The 16,053-nt window shown below is 67.6% G+C and carries 18 protein-coding genes and 1 tRNA gene; 8 read left to right on the top strand and 11 right to left on the bottom strand.

Translation table 11 applies throughout. The features are described from left to right. Positions 1-44: 44 nt before the first annotated feature. Positions 45-617 carry a hypothetical protein gene (locus ABQ271_RS08215; protein ID WP_349308294.1) on the bottom strand — a complete coding sequence of 191 codons (573 nt, stop codon included), beginning with the start codon at positions 615-617 and terminating at the stop codon, positions 45-47. After that, the gene (locus tag ABQ271_RS08210; protein ID WP_349308293.1) at positions 614-1,438 is read right to left on the bottom strand and encodes an inositol monophosphatase family protein; all 825 of its coding nucleotides are present in this window, start codon (positions 1,436-1,438) and stop codon (positions 614-616) included. Before ABQ271_RS08210 ends, ABQ271_RS08215 begins: the two co-directional genes overlap by 4 nt. Before the next feature lie 95 nt (positions 1,439-1,533). Here ABQ271_RS08210 and ABQ271_RS08205 point away from each other — a divergent pair. Beyond that, positions 1,534-1,606 (top strand) — tRNA-Lys (locus ABQ271_RS08205). 65 nt (positions 1,607-1,671) lie between these two features. Here ABQ271_RS08205 and corA read toward each other — a convergent pair. From corA to ABQ271_RS08170, 7 genes are all read right to left on the bottom strand, one after another. Beyond that, positions 1,672-2,670, bottom strand: a complete 999-nt coding sequence (corA, locus tag ABQ271_RS08200; RefSeq protein ID WP_349308292.1) for a magnesium/cobalt transporter CorA — start codon at positions 2,668-2,670, stop codon at positions 1,672-1,674. Between the two features lie 55 nt (positions 2,671-2,725). Next, positions 2,726-3,106 carry a hypothetical protein gene (locus ABQ271_RS08195; protein WP_349308291.1) on the bottom strand — a complete coding sequence of 127 codons (381 nt, stop codon included), beginning with the start codon at positions 3,104-3,106 and terminating at the stop codon, positions 2,726-2,728. Positions 3,107-3,139: 33 nt separating this feature from the next. Further along, positions 3,140-3,352, bottom strand: coding sequence for a DUF2945 domain-containing protein (locus ABQ271_RS08190; RefSeq protein ID WP_349308290.1), 213 nt, complete (start codon positions 3,350-3,352; stop codon positions 3,140-3,142). Between the two features lie 183 nt (positions 3,353-3,535). Beyond that, positions 3,536-4,453, bottom strand: a complete 918-nt coding sequence (locus tag ABQ271_RS08185) for an ABC transporter substrate-binding protein (protein WP_349308289.1) — start codon at positions 4,451-4,453, stop codon at positions 3,536-3,538. 40 nt (positions 4,454-4,493) lie between these two features. Beyond that, the gene (locus tag ABQ271_RS08180) at positions 4,494-5,216 is read right to left on the bottom strand and encodes an ABC transporter permease subunit (RefSeq protein ID WP_349308288.1); all 723 of its coding nucleotides are present in this window, start codon (positions 5,214-5,216) and stop codon (positions 4,494-4,496) included. After that, positions 5,213-5,890 carry an ABC transporter permease subunit gene (locus ABQ271_RS08175; protein ID WP_349308287.1) on the bottom strand — a complete coding sequence of 226 codons (678 nt, stop codon included), beginning with the start codon at positions 5,888-5,890 and terminating at the stop codon, positions 5,213-5,215. The genes ABQ271_RS08180 and ABQ271_RS08175 overlap by 4 nt, the downstream gene beginning before the upstream one ends. Positions 5,891-5,897: 7 nt before the next feature. Further along, the gene (locus tag ABQ271_RS08170; RefSeq protein WP_349308286.1) at positions 5,898-6,734 is read right to left on the bottom strand and encodes an ATP-binding cassette domain-containing protein; all 837 of its coding nucleotides are present in this window, start codon (positions 6,732-6,734) and stop codon (positions 5,898-5,900) included. Positions 6,735-6,877: 143 nt separating this feature from the next. Here ABQ271_RS08170 and ABQ271_RS08165 point away from each other — a divergent pair, with 143 nt between their 5' ends. Further along, positions 6,878-8,293: an NAD(P)/FAD-dependent oxidoreductase gene (locus ABQ271_RS08165; protein ID WP_349308285.1), complete on the top strand. Its 1,416-nt coding sequence runs from the start codon at positions 6,878-6,880 to the stop codon at positions 8,291-8,293. A 6-nt stretch (positions 8,294-8,299) separates the two neighbouring features. Here the strand turns inward: ABQ271_RS08165 and ABQ271_RS08160 are convergent, their stop codons facing one another. Then, a complete protein-coding gene (locus ABQ271_RS08160) occupies positions 8,300-9,091 on the bottom strand; it encodes an IclR family transcriptional regulator (RefSeq protein WP_349308284.1) in 792 nt (263 codons plus the stop codon). Between the two features lie 103 nt (positions 9,092-9,194). Here ABQ271_RS08160 and ABQ271_RS08155 point away from each other — a divergent pair, with 103 nt between their 5' ends. Genes ABQ271_RS08155 through ABQ271_RS08145 form a run of 3 tightly spaced genes read left to right on the top strand, consistent with a single transcriptional unit; the run spans position 9,195 to position 11,801 of the window. Beyond that, entirely contained in the window at positions 9,195-9,968 is a 774-nt protein-coding gene (locus ABQ271_RS08155; RefSeq protein ID WP_349308283.1) for a CoA transferase subunit A, read from the top strand. 1 nt (position 9,969) lies between these two features. Beyond that, a complete protein-coding gene (locus tag ABQ271_RS08150) occupies positions 9,970-10,623 on the top strand; it encodes a 3-oxoacid CoA-transferase subunit B (RefSeq protein ID WP_349308282.1) in 654 nt (217 codons plus the stop codon). Then, on the top strand, positions 10,620-11,801 hold the full coding sequence (locus ABQ271_RS08145) for an acetyl-CoA C-acetyltransferase (protein ID WP_349308281.1): 1,182 nt from the start codon (positions 10,620-10,622) through the stop codon (positions 11,799-11,801). The genes ABQ271_RS08150 and ABQ271_RS08145 overlap by 4 nt, the downstream gene beginning before the upstream one ends. 9 nt (positions 11,802-11,810) lie before the next feature. Here the strand turns inward: ABQ271_RS08145 and ABQ271_RS08140 are convergent, their stop codons facing one another. Further along, positions 11,811-12,068, bottom strand: a complete 258-nt coding sequence (locus ABQ271_RS08140; RefSeq protein ID WP_349308280.1) for a hypothetical protein — start codon at positions 12,066-12,068, stop codon at positions 11,811-11,813. 72 nt (positions 12,069-12,140) lie between these two features. Here ABQ271_RS08140 and ABQ271_RS08135 point away from each other — a divergent pair, with 72 nt between their 5' ends. The 3 genes from ABQ271_RS08135 to ilvD are packed head-to-tail and all read left to right on the top strand — an operon-like array spanning position 12,141 to position 16,033. After that, positions 12,141-13,553 carry a trehalose-6-phosphate synthase gene (locus tag ABQ271_RS08135; protein WP_349308279.1) on the top strand — a complete coding sequence of 471 codons (1,413 nt, stop codon included), beginning with the start codon at positions 12,141-12,143 and terminating at the stop codon, positions 13,551-13,553. Then, positions 13,550-14,317, top strand: coding sequence for a trehalose-phosphatase (gene otsB, locus ABQ271_RS08130; RefSeq protein ID WP_349308278.1), 768 nt, complete (start codon positions 13,550-13,552; stop codon positions 14,315-14,317). The genes ABQ271_RS08135 and otsB overlap by 4 nt, the downstream gene beginning before the upstream one ends. A gap of 9 nt (positions 14,318-14,326) precedes the next feature. Next, positions 14,327-16,033 carry a dihydroxy-acid dehydratase gene (gene ilvD / locus ABQ271_RS08125; RefSeq protein WP_349308277.1) on the top strand — a complete coding sequence of 569 codons (1,707 nt, stop codon included), beginning with the start codon at positions 14,327-14,329 and terminating at the stop codon, positions 16,031-16,033. Positions 16,034-16,053 lie beyond the last annotated feature (20 nt).

Genomic DNA, 16,053 nt, shown 5'->3' with positions numbered 1-16,053 from the left:
CAAGCCCCCGATCCGTTCACGGATGCGGGGGCTTGGTCGTTTCGTCAGCCGAGGTCGATGAGGTCGAGGCCCTGTTTGGTGTCGGATACCTCGACCCAGCCGTTGCGGAAGAGGTAGGTGATCCCGTACCCCTCATCGTCCACGCGCAGAGCGGCGGCAGGATCCTCGGTGATCAGGACGCCTCTCGAGTCGTCTTCGCGCTGCCAGCCTTCCGCCTCGAGGGCCGCCTGGGTCGCGGATGCGTCGGCGTCGCTGATCGGAGACCACCCGAACAACACCAGGTCGTCGCTGGTGGGGGAGCTGAAGTCACCCCACGTGCAGGAGGTGCCCTCGGGGAGCTCGAGGTCGAGGATCACGAACGGATCTTCGCGGACGGTCCATCCCGTGGCCGTGAACGTGTCGACGGTGTCGGCGGAGAGCATGTTGTCGCAGGTCACGTCGTCGGGATCGATCGAGGGGAGCGCCGAGGGCACTGCGCCCGGAGTCCCAGAGGTCGACCCGACGCTGGGCCCGGCACCCGGAGACGTCGGACTGCACGCCGTCGACAGCGCGACAGCGGAGACGACCGTCGCCAGGATCATCACGGAGCGCGCGAGGCGCAGACGCGCCGACCTCACGTCCGCAGCATCCCGAGGAACGTGTCGTGGAGGATCCCGTTGGTCGCGAGGGACGAACCGGCGTCGAGGCGTTCTGCCCCGTCGATGTCGGTGAAGCGACCGCCGGCTTCGAGGATGATCGGCACGTGAGCGGCGATGTCGTACTCGCGAACGCCGAACTCGGCGACGAACTCGAGCCGTCCCTCTGCGAGGAGCATGTACGGCCAGGCATCGCCGTAACCTCGGTCGCGCCACACGGCGCGCGTGAGCCGGAGCAGCTCGTCGGTGCGACCCACGGCATCCCATTGACCGATGCTCTGGAAGCTGATGCTCGCCTCTGCCGCCGTCGCGATGTCCGAGGTGCGGATCGCTCGGGTCGTGCCGTCTGCCGAGCGTGTCCAGGCGCCCGCGCCCGTTGCACCCCACCACCGCCGGGAGATGGCGGGTTGGCTGACGACGCCGACGCGGGGGACTCCGTCGACGACGAGCGCTATCAGGGTCGCCCACATCGGGATTCCCTTGAGGTAGTTGGCCGTTCCGTCGATGGGGTCGATGATCCACTGGCGCCGGGTGTCGCCGCTGGTGCCGTATTCCTCGCCGAGGATCCCGTCCGCCGGTCGCTCACTGGTCAGGAGCGCTCGGATCGCGCGTTCCGTCGCCAGGTCCGCCTCGGTGACGTGTGTGGCATCCGCTTTGGTCCTGACCTCGAGGTCCGGGGCGTCGAAGCGCTCCATCGAGACTCGGTCCGCGGCATCCGCAAGACGAAGGGCCAGGGCGAGGTCGTCGCGGAGGTCGCCGTCGTACCGGGTGTTCCAGTCCGTCGAAGAAGGAGGGCGCGTCACGGTCCCAGGATACGGCGTGCTCCTGGGGGCCTCGATTGGCGGAGTGCTGGATCGTGATGCTAGTGTTGACCCTCGGTTCGAGAAGTTCGAATCACGCACCTCTAGCTCAATCGGCAGAGCAACTGACTCTTAATCAGTGGGTTCTCGGTTCAAGTCCGAGGGGGTGCACGGACGGCCCCGGTCACTCTCGCCAGTGACCGGGGTCTTCTGCTTTTCCGGCTCGAGCAGCGGGCTCAGAGCCACCGCTTCTTCTTGAAGATCACGTACAGCACCACGGAACTGACCACCATCAGGCCGAGAGCCATCGGGTAACCGTATGCCCAGTGCAGCTCGGGCATGTTGTCGAAGTTCATGCCGTAGATCGTTCCGACGAGCGTCGGCCCGAAGAGGATGGCTGCCCATCCCGAGATCTTCTTGACCTGCTCGTTCTGTTCCAGCGACGTGTCGGTCTGGCGCTGCGTGACGAGCGTCGAATGCACCGTCAACGCGTTGTCGAGGATCGATCGGTACGCCACGATTCGTTCATTGAGGCGGATGACGTGGTCCAGGACGTCGCGGAGCGATCGCTGCAGCTCGATGTCCACCGCGTACTTTTCAGAGCCCTGGAGGAGGCGCTGCAGCATGTCGTCGAGGGGGAGGGTCGACTTGTGCAGGCCGATGACCTCGCGGGCGAGCGCGTAGATCCGTTGCGAAAGTCCGGCATCGTCGCCGCCGAAGAGCTTCTCCTCGATCTCGTCGATGTCGTTCTCGACTCCCGCGAGCACGGGGGCGTATTCGTCGACGACCTGGTCGAGGATCGCGTACAGGATTGCCTCGGGCCCCATCCGGAGGAGGTCGGGCTGCTTCTCCATCCGGGCTCGGACCTGGGTCAGGTCCGGGGAGTCGGCGTGACGGACCGTGACGACGAAATCCGGGCCCACGAAGATGTGGAGTTCTCCGAACGCCACCGACTCGCTGCCGTCGTCGTACTGAGCGGGACGGAGGACGACGAAGAGGACGTCTCCGAAGCGCTCCAGCTTCGCCCGCTGGTGGCCGGTCAGAGCGTCTTCGACGGCGAGTGGGTGGAGGGAGAACTCCGACGCGACGGCGGCGACTTCTTCTTCGGTGGGACGGTACAGGCCGATCCACGCCATGCCTTGATGGTCGCGCATGTGCTCGAACGTCTCGGTGAGGTTCGCGGGGTCCTGGATGCGGCGGCCGTTCACGTACACGGCGTTGTCGACGATGGGCATGCGTCGATTCTCCGCCTTGCCAGATGGGCGGATGCCGCGCGCCGCGCCGCCGCTGTCAGCCCAGGCTCGGCTTGAGCTCCCGCTGAATGGCCTCGAAGTTGTCGGGCGTCACCTTCCATCGCATCGGGTCGGTGTCCTCGAACGTGATCTCGTAGGCTTTGGCGTCGCGATCGAACTGCAGCAGGAACTTCGCCGGCAGTTCCTGCCCGTCGGGATAGCGATCAGCGAGGTAGGCGTCGACGGCGGGCTTGATGCCGGAGGGGCGGGACGCGATCGCCGAGACCGTGCCGTCGGGGGAGTACGCGTAGCCGAAGGTCTCGCTCAGCCGGCCGCCCCCGAGACTGATCACCATCGACAGCGACTTCCAATCCTCCCGCGCACCCTGCATGTGGGTGATGATCGCCCGGATGAGGTCGGTGGTGTTATCGGTGGACATGTTGCTCCAGGTGGGATGACGCAGCATCCCGTGTCAGGAAGACAGCTGCGTGAGGGCGGAACCCTTGTGCGCGGCTTTCGCCCCGGTCTTCTCGGACTCGACGATGAATGCGGGCTCATCCGCGGAGGCGGTGAAGTGCTGTCCGTCGAATATGAAGTCGCTGGCCTTCCGGTCGGTGACGGTGCCCCGCGTACGTCCCTGGGGTGTGTTCCAGCTGACGCGGTCGCCCTTCTTCAGGTCTGCCATTTCTCTTCCTTCCGAGGTGTCACGCCGTATGAGTGGCCCGATGAGAGGGGGCGAAGGGGTCGGGGAACCGGCCCGCAGCTCGCGGGCCCGCGAGCACCGCCGGATGCCGACCTCCTCATCCCGCCGGGGGATGAGGAGGCGTGCCGACCCGTTGGCGACGCGCAGGCCCGCGGCCGAGACGACTCAGCCCAGGTTCTTGGCGATCCAGTCCTTCGCGATGTCCTCGGACGAGCGCTGGTCGACCGTCGACTCGACGTTCATCGCGACGAGTTCCTCGGGGCTCATCGCCGCGCTCACCTCGTTGATGACGTCGGCGATCTCGTCCGCCTTGTCGGCGTTCGCGATGGGGACGACGTTGGCGGCAAGGAAGAGTCCCTTCGGATCCTTCAGCGTGACGAGGTCCTCCGTTTCGATGCGCGGATCGGCGCTGTAGACGTTGGCCACCTGGATGTTGCCTGCGACCAGCTCGTCCACCGTCGTGTCAGCAGTCGCCTCGAACGCGGCATCGACGCCGTAGACCTTCTTCAGATCCGTGAAGTAGGGGCGCTGCTCGAGCTCGGGGGCCCCGCCGAAGGTCAGGTTCGCGATACCGGCGAGATCTCCGATCTCCGTGAGGCTGTTCTCCTTGGCGAAGGCCGCGGTGACGTTGTACGAGTCCTGGTCGGTCGCGGGTGAGTAGTCGAGAGCCTTCAGGTTCTCGGGGAGGACCTTCTCCAGTGCGGTGTAGACCTCGTCCGACGAGCCGGCGGTCGCGGCCTTGTCGTAATACTGCAACAGGCTCCCGGTGTACTCGGGGAACAGATCGACCGAACCGTCCTCGATCGACGGCATGTAGGCGTCGCGCTGACCGATGTTGAAGTTCCGAGTGATGGTGAAGCCATCGGCCTCGAGCGCCTGCGAGTAGATCTCAGCGATGATCTCGTTCGAGGGGTACGACTGCGAACCGACGACGATGGTCTTCGATTGTTCGCCGCCACCGCTGCCGTTGTTGTTCGATCCGCTGCCCTGGAGCGAGTCGCTCGAGCCGCACGCGGAGAGGGCGAAGACGGCGACGGCGGCGAGGCCGACGGTGGGCAGGATGCGGTTGCGTGTGATGGACATGGATGCCTCCGGATGGGGTGGTGGTCAGGATGCCAGGGGGTCAGGTGGTCGGGACGGATGCGCGTCGGGTGCGGCGGCGCGCGGAAGAGGAGTTCTGGACGGCGACGCCACGGGGGACGACGATGCGCTGGAACAGCGCGAACAGACCGTCCAGGGCGAGGGCGAGGACGACGACGACGACGGACGCGCCGAGGATCTGCGGGGCATTGCGCGTCTGAATCCCCTGGATCAGAGCGAAACCCAATCCGCCGAGTCCCACGTAGGCGGCGATGGTGACGGTCGCGACCACCTGCAAGACGGCCGAGCGGATGCCGCCGATGAGCAGCGGCAGGCCCAGGGGGACCTCGATCTTCCACAGCACCTGGAGGGGCGTCATCCCGACCGCTCGTCCTGCGTCGATCGTCGAGCGGTTGATCGCTTCGATCCCGGCGTAGGCGCCGGCGAGGATCGACGGGATCGCGAGGAGCACGAAGGCCACGACCGCGGCCTGCTCCTTGAAGTTCACGCCGATGACGAGATACAGGAGGACGACGAGTCCGAGCGACGGCAGCGACCGGGCGGCTCCCGACAGGAAGACCGCGATCTCGCGTCCCTTGCCGGTGTGTCCGATGGCCCAGCCCGCGGGCACGGCGATCGCCGCGGCGAGGGCGACCGAGCCGAACGTGAAGCCCAGGTGCTGCAGGATCGCCTCCCAGAGCGGAAGGTAACCCGTCATCCGGTCGGGGGAGAAGATCCACGCGAATGCCTCGAAGAAGACGTTCATGCGGTCACCTCCTGCGCGCGGGTGCGGTCACGTGGGGTGCGTGTGCGGCGCGTCCACGGCATCAATGCCCGGCCGGCGAAGACGAGGACGAGATCGATCACCAGAGCGATGACGACGACGGCGAGGACGCCCGAGAGCACTTCCGGGATGATCCGTCGCTGGGAACCGTTGGTGAAGAGGTAGCCGAGGTTCTGCACTCCGATGAGGGCGCCCACGGTGGCCAGCGAGATCGTCGAGACCGCGGTGACGCGGAGCCCCGACAGCATCACGGGTCCCGCAAGCGGGAAATCAACCGTCCAGAAGCGGCGGACCGGCCCGAAGCCGACGGCAACGGCAGCGCTTCGCACCGCGGCATCCACCGACGCGAGTCCATCCGTCACCGAGCGGGTCATGATCGCCACGGCGTAGATCGTGAGGGCGACGACGAGGTTCGTCTCCGACAGGAGGCCGATACCGGTGGTCGCGCTGATGAGCGCGAACAGGCCGAAGGACGGGATCGTGTAGAGGATGCCGACGACGCCGAGGAGTGTGCCGCGCAGGCGCGTGAAACGGAACGCGGCCCAGCCGATGGGGACTGCGATGACGAAGCCCAGAACGATCGCGATGGCACTCTGACGCAGATGAGCGAGCGTCAGCTCCCCGATCAGGTCGAGGTTATCGAGGACCCAGTTCATCGGGTCGTCACCTCGCGTCCTCCGGAGCATCGGTGAGGAGCACGCCCTGCGTCCGGCCCGACCCGTCGACGAGGACCGTCCCGTTCGCAGTCTGCTTCGCGCGGAACGCGCGCGCGCCGCGGTCCGTGCCGATGAAGCTCGCCACGAACTCGTCTGCCGGCGCCTCGATGATCTCCGACGGGGTGCCGCGCTGCGCGATGCGGGCCCCCTTCTGAAGGATGACGACCTGATCGCCGAGGAGGAACGCCTCGTCGATGTCGTGGGTGACGAAGACGATCGTCTTGTCCAGTTCTCGTTGCAGGCGGATGACCTCGGCCTGAAGTTCCTTGCGGACGATCGGGTCGACGGCGCCGAAGGGTTCGTCCATGAGGAGGATGTTGGGGTCCGCGGCGAGCGCACGCGCCACGCCGACGCGCTGCTGCTGGCCGCCCGACAGCTGAGCCGGGTAGCGGTCGGCGAACGCGGTGTCGAGTCCGACGACCTCCATGAGCTCGAGCGCCCGACGTCGCGCCGCCGCCCGGGTCTGCCCCGTCAGGACGGGCACGGTGCCGATGTTGTCGGCCACGGTGTAGTGCGGGAGGAGCCCGGCGTTCTGGAGCACGTACCCGATGCTCCGCCGCAGCTGGACGGCGTCGCGTGACCGGATCGATTCACCGTCGATCACGATGTCTCCGGACGTCGGTTCGATGAGCCGGTTGATCATCCGGAGGAGGGTCGTCTTGCCGCATCCGGACGATCCGACGAGGACCGTGGTCTTGCGAGCCGGCATCTCGAGCGAAACATCGTCGACGGCGGGTGCGCCATCTCCGAAGCGCTTCGTGACGGATCGGAACTCGATCGCCATAATGGTTCCTTTCGGCCGGTGCTTCAGCAAACCACAGACCCCCGACATCGGGGCAGTCTCCGACGACCATTGACGTCACACATCGCGTATGGCAGTGACCGGAATTCCGCCCGCCCGGGGCGTACCGTCGCTACGGTGAAACGATGAGCACACGCGAGTACGACCTCATCGTCATCGGAGCCGGACCCGTCGGCGAGAACGTTGCAGATCGAGCGGTACGGGGCGGTCTGACCGCCGTGATCGTCGAGAGCGAGCTCGTGGGTGGGGAGTGCTCGTACTGGGCGTGCATGCCGTCCAAGGCCCTGCTCCGCGCGCCCGCCGCACTTCGCGCAGCCCGTGATGTCGCCGGCTCGGCTGAGGCGGTGACGGGCGGCCTCGATGTCGCAGCCGTCCTCGCGCGCCGCGATCGCATGGTCAACGACTATCAGGACACGTCCCAGGTCTCCTGGTTGCAGAAGGCCGGGATCGACCTGGTGCGTGGTCACGGTCGTCTCTCCGGAGAGAAGGAGGTGACGGTGGAAGCCTCCGACGGGTCCACGACGACACTCCGGGCGCGGCACGCCGTCGCGGTGTGTACCGGGTCTGCCGCGCTCATCCCCGACATCCCGGGCCTGCAGGATGCCGCGCCGTGGACGAGCCGCGAGGCGACCGGCGTCCGCGAGGTGCCGTCCTCCCTCGTCGTACTCGGAGGAGGTGTGGTCGGGCTCGAGATGGCGACCGCCTTCACCGCTCTCGGAGCAGCCGTGACGGTGATCGCCCGGTCGAGGCTGCTCGGCGGGCTCGAGGACTTCGCAGGTGAGGCAGTAGGCGAGGCGCTCACGGCCGCCGGTTCGACGGTCCGGACGGGCGTCGAGGTCGAGCGGGTGGAGCGCGGGGCGTCGGAGGTCACCGTGTCGTTGAGCGACGGTTCCGAGGTTCGCGCCGACCAGATCCTGGTCGCGACCGGCCGCGTGCCCCGCACGGAGGACATCGGCCTGGACGTCGTCGGACAGGAGCCGGGGTCGTGGATCACGGTGGACGACACCCTTCGGGTCCCCGGGAGCGAGTGGCTCTATGCCGTCGGCGACGTCAACCACCGGGCCCTTTTGACGCACCAGGGCAAGTATCAGGCGCGGGTCGCCGGGGACGTCATCGCGCGTCGAGCGACCTCAGCGGACGTCGACACCTCGGCGTGGGGTCCGCTCGCGGCGACGGCCGACCACAGCGCCGTGCCGCAGGTCGTGTTCACGGACCCCGAGGTCGCCGCCGTCGGGCACACCGAGGCATCCGCTCGCGCTGCCGGCATCGACGTTCAGGTGGTCGACTACGACCTGTCGTGGGTCGCGGGCGCCAGCACGCATTCGGATCGATACGAGGGGATGTCACGGGCCGTCATCGACGCTGATCGTGGCGTCCTCGTGGGTGCGACCTTCGTCGGACCGGATGTCGCAGAGCTTCTGCACTCCGCCACGATTGCGATCGTCGGAGAGGTTCCCCTGCACCGGCTGTGGCACGCGGTTCCGGCGTATCCGACGGTCAGCGAGGTCTGGCTCCGCTGGCTGGAGACCGCCGGACTCTGATCGCGCTCAGCCGCGGCGAACGGATTGCACGCGTGTCGTGAGTTGGTGTGCGTGCGCGAGGAGCAGCCGACCGAGTTCGGGAAGGCGATCGGCTCCGAAACGGAACTCGACACCGGTCAAGCTGAGGGCCCATGCGGGTTGACCTGCGTGATCGAAGACCGCCGCGCCGAGGCCCCAGGAGCCCGGCACGATGAGCCCGGGATTCACCGCGTAGCCGCGATCGCGCGTGTCGCGGATGCGGTGCTGGAGGGATGCCGCATCGTGGACATCTCCCCACCGCGCGGACAGGTCCGGATGCCGACCGAGGTAGGCGTCGACGTCGCCCTGCGGGAGGAAGGACAAGATGGCGAGTCCCGCTGACGCCACGCCCAGCGGAAAGCGGACGCCTTCGCTGAGGACGAAGGACCGGATGGGAAACGAGCCTTCCTCGCGGACGAGACAGACCGTCTCGTCGCCCCGGCGGACGGAGAGGAACGCGCTCTCCTCGGTCTTCACGGCGAGAGAACGCACGATGTCGCCGGCCAGGTGGGTCACGTCGTAGCGAGGGGCCGCCGCAGCGCCCATGAGGAAGAGCTCGGGCCCCGCGAGCCAGCGTGCCGTCCGCTCGTCCTGATCGACGAGGCCCTCCGCCCGCAGGGCGGAGAGCAAACGGTGAGCCGTCGTCCGGGTCAGCCCGGCGTCGGTGGCGAGTTCGCGGACTCCCTTGCCGGTCATCCCCGACGCACTGACGAGTCGGAGGAGATGCGCGGCGCGGGCGATCGCCTGTGCGCCGGGGACGGATGCCGAGGGTCGTTCCACAATGTGGACATTAGGCGGCGACAACACCACATGGCAACCGGACCTTCGCTCGTGAGCGGGGAACCGCGGATGCTGGCAGAGGACCGACACGAAGGAGTGCCCAGTGATCGACAAGACGGTGGCGAGTGCGGCGGATGCCGTGGCGGACATCCCCGACGGCGCGAGCCTCGCGGTCGGGGGGTTCGGCCTCTCCGGCAACCCGATCGCGCTCATCGAGGCCGTACTGGCTCAGGGGACGAGCGAGCTGTCGGTCGTCTCGAACAACTGCGGAGTCGACGAGTGGGGGCTCGGCGTCCTCTTGCGCGCCCGCCGCATCCGCAAGATGACCTCGTCTTATGTCGGCGAGAACAAGGAGTTCGAGCGCCAGTTCCTGTCCGGTGAGCTCGAGCTCGAACTCACGCCTCAGGGCACGCTGGCCGAGAAGCTCCGCGCCGGTGGTTCGGGCATCGCCGCGTTCTACACGCAGACGGGCGTCGGTACGCAGGTGGCGGAGGGCGGCCTTCCGCGCCGGTATGACGGGAACGGAGGAGTCGCCGTGGCCTCCGCGCCGAAGGATGTCCGTACCTTCGAGGTCGGCGGCGTCGCGAGGGAATTCGTCCTCGAAGAGGCGATCACCACCGATTTCGCCCTCGTGCATGCGTTGCGGGGCGACCGACACGGCAACCTCGTCTTCAACAAGGCGGCACGGAACTTCAATCCGCTCGCGGCGATGGCCGGTCGGATCTGCATCGCCCAGGTCGAGGAACTGGTGGAGCCGGGGGAACTCGACCCGGATGCCGTTCACCTCCCGGGCGTGTTCGTCCACCGCGTCGTGGAGGTCGGCTCCGATATCGAGAAGCGCATCGAGCGACGCACCGTCGCGGCGGAGGGGGAGTGAGATGGCACTGACCAGGAGCGAGATGGCGGCACGCGCCGCAGCAGAGCTACAGGACGGGTCGTACGTGAACCTCGGCATCGGCTTGCCGACGCTCGTCCCCAATCACGTCTCCGACGGAGTCACCGTGGTGCTGCAGTCGGAGAACGGCATCCTCGGTGTCGGTCCGTATCCGAGTGAGGCCGCCGTCGACCCCGACCTCATCAACGCGGGCAAAGAGACGGTGACGACGCTGCCCGGCGCGGCCTTCTTCGATTCCGCGCTGAGCTTCGGGATGATCCGGGGCGGCAAGATCGACGCCGCCATCCTCGGTGCCATGCAGGTCTCAGTCGCCGGTGATCTGGCCAACTGGATGATCCCCGGCAAGATGGTCAAGGGCCCCGGCGGCGCGATGGACCTCGTGCACGGGGCCGAACGCGTCATCGTCCTGATGGAGCATGTCGCCCGCGACGGGTCGCCGAAAATCGTGTCGAACTGCTCACTGCCCTTGACGGGGCGCGGCGTCGTGGACCGGATCATCACCGATCTCGCGGTCATCGATGTCACGCCGGACGGACTCGTGCTGGTCGAGACGGCGCCGGGTGTCAGCGTGCAGGACGTCCGGGACGCCACGGAACCTGAGCTCCTCGTCTCGGACGATGCGAAGGTGGAGTCATGAGCGATGAGATCGTGATCGTCGGAGCGGCGCGGACGCCGCAGGGCAAACTCAAGGGGGCGCTCTCCTCCTTCACCGCACCGCAGCTGGGCGCCGTCGCGATTCGCGGAGCCCTCGCGCGCGGCGGGGTCGATCCCGCTGCCGTCGACGCGGTCATCATGGGTCAGGTGCTCCCGGCGGGCTCCGGGCAGAACCCCGCGCGGCAAGCGGCGCTCGGCGCCGGAATCGGCTGGAACGTTCCGGCATCCGCCGTCAACAAGGTGTGCCTGTCGGGTCTCACCGCCATCATCGACGCCAAACGGATGATCGCGTCGGGGGATGCCGCGGTGGTCGTCGCGGGCGGGATGGAGTCGATGTCCCGCGCGCCGCACCTTCTCATGGGGTCACGCGACGGCTGGACTTACGGTTCGATCGAGGTCCTCGACCACATGGCGCTCGACGGCCTGACGGACGCTGCCGACGGAATCTCGATGGGGCTCTCCACCGAGCGGCACAACCCCGCCCTCGGCCTCACACGCGCGGAGCAGGACCGCGTCGCCGTGCTCTCGCACCAGCGTGCTGCAGCGGCTGCCGAGCAGGGCGTGTTCGAGGCCGAGATCGTCCCGGTGGAGGTCCCGCAGCGAAAAGGCGACCCGCTTCGCGTCGTCGCAGACGAGGGCGTCCGCCCCGACACGACGGTGGACACGCTCGCGACCCTCCGGCCGGCCTTCTCGAAGGACGGCGACATCACGGCGGGAAATGCCTCGCCGATCTCCGACGGCGCGGCGGCAGTCGTCGTGACGACCCGTTCCCGATCGGATGCCGAGGGGTGGACGATTCTCGCCGCGATCGGTGCGGCGGGGCAGGTCGCCGGGCCCGACAACTCACTTCACTCGCAGCCCTCGCGGGCCATTACGCAGGCGCTGGAACGCCAGGGGTTGGCGGCATCCGATCTCGATCTCGTCGAGATCAACGAGGCCTTCGGTGCGGTCGTCGCGCAGTCGCAGCGCGAACTGGGCATTGACGAGTCGATCGTCAACATCCACGGTGGCGGCATCGCGATCGGTCATCCGATCGGTGCGTCCGGTGCCCGTCTCGTCGTACACGCCGTCCACGAGCTCGCTCGACGGGGGAGCGGAACCGCTGTCGTGGGTCTCTGCGGTGGCGGCGGTCAGGGCGAAGCGCTCATCCTCACGCGGTGAGGCCCGCGGTCAGCGCCGCGAGACGCGGCGCTTCAGCAGCTTCTTCTTGTCGTCGTCCCGGGGGGAATCCATCGGGATGAGCTTGCCGCGCGAGGCGCGACGCGTGTCGACGACCGAGCCCACCGCGAGGGCCAGTGTGATTCCCCAGCTCAGCCAGGCGAGCACGGTGCGCCAGGTGAAGGGTTCGGGGCTCCGAGCAGAACGCAGCAGGGTGACGCCGCCTGTGATGGCCGAGAGAAGTCCGGTTCCGAACAGGTATTTCCGCATAGGACCACGCTAGTGCGCCCGACGCATGCCGCGGTGGTTGTTAGCCTGAACTCATCCATCGAGAGGAACACCGTGACCGTGGCTTCTGACTTCGTCGTCGTGTCCAACCGCCTTCCGGTAGACCGGACCGACGACGAGAACGAGCCTTGGCGCCGCTCTCCGGGCGGGCTCGTCACGGCTGTCGATCCGGTGATGCGGAGCAACAATGGTGCGTGGGTCGGCTGGCCGGGACAGGCCGACGTCGAGCTCGATCCGTTCGAGTTCGATGGTCTTCAGCTGGTGCCTGTCATGTTGACCGCGGACGACGTCCAGCTCTACTACGAGGGCTTCTCCAACGACACGATCTGGCCGCTCTACCATGACGTGATCGCCACTCCCACGTACCACCGCACCTGGTGGGACGCCTACGTGAAGGTGAACACCCGCTTCGCCGAAGCGGCCTCCCGCCATGCGGCGGAGGGGGCGACGGTCTGGGTCCACGACTACCAGCTGCAGCTCGTGCCGAAGCTGCTGCGAGAGCTCCGTCCGGACCTCACGATCGGCTACTTCCACCACATTCCGTTTCCCGCATATGGCCTGTACGCGCAGCTTCCCTGGCGGCGCCAGGTGCTCGAAGGTCTGCTCGGTGCAGATGTCATCGGCTTCCAGCGGGTGGCGGATGCCGGGAACTTCGCTCGTGCCGTGCGCCGGCAGCTGGGGTTCGACACCAAGGCCGGCGCCATCTCGGTTCCGACCCCGGACGGCGGCGTCCGCACGGCCGTGGCCCGCGCCTACCCGATCTCGATCGATGCCGCCGAGTACGAGGAACTCGCCAAACGCGCCGATGTCCGCGCCCGCGCCGAGGAGATCCGATCCAGCCTCGGCAACCCGAAGGCGATCCTCCTCGGCGTCGACCGGCTCGACTACACGAAGGGCATCCGACACCGTCTGAAGGCGTACGGCGAGCTGCTGACCGACGGCCGGCTTTCGGTGCACGACGTGATCCTCGTCCAGGTGGCCAGCCCCAGTCGGGAACGCGTGCAGACCTACATGGAACTGCGCGACGAGATCGAGCTGACTGTCGGCCGCATCAACGGTGACGCCGACGAACTCGGGTACAGCGCGATCCAGTACCTCCACAATTCGTATCCGCGGGAGGAGATGGTCGCACTGTTCCTCGCCGCCGACGTCATGCTCGTCACCGCGCTCCGTGACGGGATGAATCTCGTCGCCAAGGAGTACGTCGCGAGTCGGGTGGACGGTGGCGGCGCTCTGGTACTGAGCGAATTCACCGGAGCCGCGGACGAACTGACGCAGGCGATCAAGGTCAACCCGCACGACATCGCGGGATTGAAGGACGCCATCATGCAGGCGATCGACATGCCGCAGAAGGAGAAGGACCGTCGGATGCGGGCCCTCCGCCGCCGCGTCCGCGAGAACGACGTCGCGAAGTGGTCGGAGCGCTTCCTGTCCGATCTGAACGCCGCTCGGAAGGAACACCCGTGAGCGCGCCGGCCGCGGTCGCACGGACGCAGCGCCTCCTGGTCGCCCTGGACTTCGACGGCACGCTCTCGCCCCTCGTCGACGACCCGATGAGCGCTCGCATGGCCCCGGCGGCGCGCGATGCCGTCGACGCTCTGCTCGCTGCACCGGCGACCGTGGTCGCCTTCGTGTCCGGTCGTTCGCTACGCGATCTGCGGGTCATCGCCGAACACGTCGATGGTTCTCCGATCCTCCTCGCCGGCTCCCACGGCGCCGAGTACCTCATCCCCGATGCTCCCGCCGACGATGCGCTCGACCCGGCCGACACGGACCTGCGCGACCGGCTGCGCGCCGACGCGGAGAAGCTCGCAGAAGCCGCGCCGGGCGCATGGATCGAACCCAAGACCTTCGGCTTCGGGGTGCACCTCCGGACCGTCTCGGACCCCGCGGCTGCCGATCGGCTCCGCGAGTCCGTGGACGCACTGATGGCGGGTGCCGCACCGCACTGGCGACGGCGCCAGGGTCACGACATCGTGGAGTACGCCTTCACGGATGCTGGGAAGGATGCCGCCGTCGCCCATCTCCGTGACGTCGTCGGCGCCACGGCCGTCATTTTCGCTGGTGACGACGTGACAGACGAGGACGCCATCCGATCCCTCGGCACAGAGGATCTCGGCATCCGCGTCGGGGCGGGGGAGACGGCCGCATCCGTTCGTGTGGGGAACATCGAAGAACTCGCCGCTGTGCTGTCGACTGTCGCACGCGAGCGCGTCGCCGCGCAGCAATAGACTTCGAGAATGCCCTCTCCCGACGAGACCATCGACATCAAGCCCCGCAGCCGCGCGGTCACCGACGGCATCGAAGCCACCACCTCGCGCGGAATGCTCCGCGCGGTGGGAATGGGTGACGAAGACTGGGACAAGCCCCAGATCGGAATCGCGTCCAGCTGGAACGAGATCACACCCTGCAACCTGAGCCTGGACCGGCTCGCGCAGGGGGCCAAGGAGGGTGTGCACGCCGGCGGCGGGTACCCGCTCCAGTTCGGCACCATCTCGGTCTCGGACGGCATCTCCATGGGCCACGAGGGCATGCATTTCTCCCTCGTCAGCCGTGAGGTCATCGCCGACTCGGTCGAGACGGTGATGATGGCCGAGCGTCTCGACGGCTCCGTCCTGCTGGCGGGATGCGACAAGTCGATCCCCGGCATGCTGATGGCTTCCGCCCGCCTCGACCTCTCGAGCGTGTTCCTCTACGCCGGTTCGATCGCGCCGGGCTGGGTCAAGCTCAGCGACGGCACCGAGAAGGACGTCACGATCATCGACTCCTTCGAGGCGGTCGGGGCATGCCTCGCCGGCAAGATGAGCGAAGCGGACCTGAAGCGCATCGAGTGCGCGATCGCCCCCGGCGAGGGAGCGTGCGGCGGCATGTACACCGCCAACACGATGGCGTCCGTCGCCGAGGCGTTGGGTCTCAGCCTCCCCGGGTCGGCCGCACCGCCCTCGGCGGACCGTCGTCGCGACTACTACGCCCACCGCTCCGGCGAGGCCGTCGTCAACCTGCTCCGCCAGGGCATCACGACCCGCGACATCCTGACGAAGGAATCGTTCGAGAACGCGATCGCCCTCGCCATGGCCCTCGGCGGGTCGACGAACGTCGTGCTCCACCTGCTCGCCATCGCCCGCGAGGCGGACGTCGACCTGACACTCCACGACTTCAACCGCATCGGTGACAAGGTTCCCCACGTCGCCGACATGAAGCCGTTCGGAAAGTACGTCATGAACGACGTCGACCGGCACGGCGGCATCCCGGTCATCATGAAGGCCATGCTCGACGAAGGGCTGCTCCACGGTGACGCTCTGACCGTCACGGGCAAGACCCTCGCGGAGAACCTCCGCGACCTCGACCCGGATCCCATCGACGGCACCGTCATCCACACGTTCGACGACCCGATCCACGCGACCGGCGGCATCACGATCCTCCACGGGTCGATGGCCCCCGAGGGCGCCGTCGTGAAGACCGCAGGTTTCGATGCGGCGGTCTTCGAAGGGCCCGCTCGTGTGTTCGAGCGCGAGCGCGCCGCGATGGATGCGCTCGAAGAGGGTCGCATCAGCGCCGGCGACGTCGTCGTCATCCGTTACGAGGGTCCCAAGGGCGGCCCCGGCATGCGCGAGATGCTCGCCGTGACGGCCGCCATCAAGGGCGCTGGCCTCGGAAAAGATGTACTACTCTTGACGGACGGACGATTCTCAGGCGGCACAACCGGCCTGTGCATCGGCCACATAGCTCCCGAAGCAGTGGACGCAGGTCCCATTGCCTTCGTGCGCGATGGTGATCTGATACGGGTCGATATCGCTGCTCGCTCTCTCGACCTACTCGTCGATGAGGCTGAGCTGGCCTCCCGCCGTGACGGCTGGGAGCCCCTTCCCCCGCGCTATACCCGTGGCGTGCTGGCCAAGTACTCGAAACTCGTGCGCTCCGCTGCGGAGGGCGCGACGACGGGCTAGGCCCCACACACCCGTCATCC

This window comes from Microbacterium sp. MM2322 (assembly GCF_964186585.1).
GTDB lineage: Bacteria > Actinomycetota > Actinomycetes > Actinomycetales > Microbacteriaceae > Microbacterium.
Note: the sequence above shows the minus strand (reverse complement) of the source record. Positions and strands in the feature narration are given on the sequence as shown.

Coding starts and splice junctions, on each gene's coding strand:
- corA (WP_349308292.1), bottom strand. CDS start 2,670: ATGCCCATCGTCGACAACGCCGTGTACGTGAACGGCCGCCGCATCCAG.
- ABQ271_RS08195 (WP_349308291.1), bottom strand. CDS start 3,106: ATGTCCACCGATAACACCACCGACCTCATCCGGGCGATCATCACCCAC.
- ABQ271_RS08190 (WP_349308290.1), bottom strand. CDS start 3,352: ATGGCAGACCTGAAGAAGGGCGACCGCGTCAGCTGGAACACACCCCAG.
- ABQ271_RS08185 (WP_349308289.1), bottom strand. CDS start 4,453: ATGTCCATCACACGCAACCGCATCCTGCCCACCGTCGGCCTCGCCGCC.
- ABQ271_RS08180 (WP_349308288.1), bottom strand. CDS start 5,216: ATGAACGTCTTCTTCGAGGCATTCGCGTGGATCTTCTCCCCCGACCGG.
- ABQ271_RS08175 (WP_349308287.1), bottom strand. CDS start 5,890: ATGAACTGGGTCCTCGATAACCTCGACCTGATCGGGGAGCTGACGCTC.
- ABQ271_RS08170 (WP_349308286.1), bottom strand. CDS start 6,734: ATGGCGATCGAGTTCCGATCCGTCACGAAGCGCTTCGGAGATGGCGCA.
- ABQ271_RS08165 (WP_349308285.1), top strand. CDS start 6,878: ATGAGCACACGCGAGTACGACCTCATCGTCATCGGAGCCGGACCCGTC.
- ABQ271_RS08150 (WP_349308282.1), top strand. CDS start 9,970: ATGGCACTGACCAGGAGCGAGATGGCGGCACGCGCCGCAGCAGAGCTA.
- ABQ271_RS08145 (WP_349308281.1), top strand. CDS start 10,620: ATGAGCGATGAGATCGTGATCGTCGGAGCGGCGCGGACGCCGCAGGGC.
- ABQ271_RS08140 (WP_349308280.1), bottom strand. CDS start 12,068: ATGCGGAAATACCTGTTCGGAACCGGACTTCTCTCGGCCATCACAGGC.
- ilvD (WP_349308277.1), top strand. CDS start 14,327: ATGCCCTCTCCCGACGAGACCATCGACATCAAGCCCCGCAGCCGCGCG.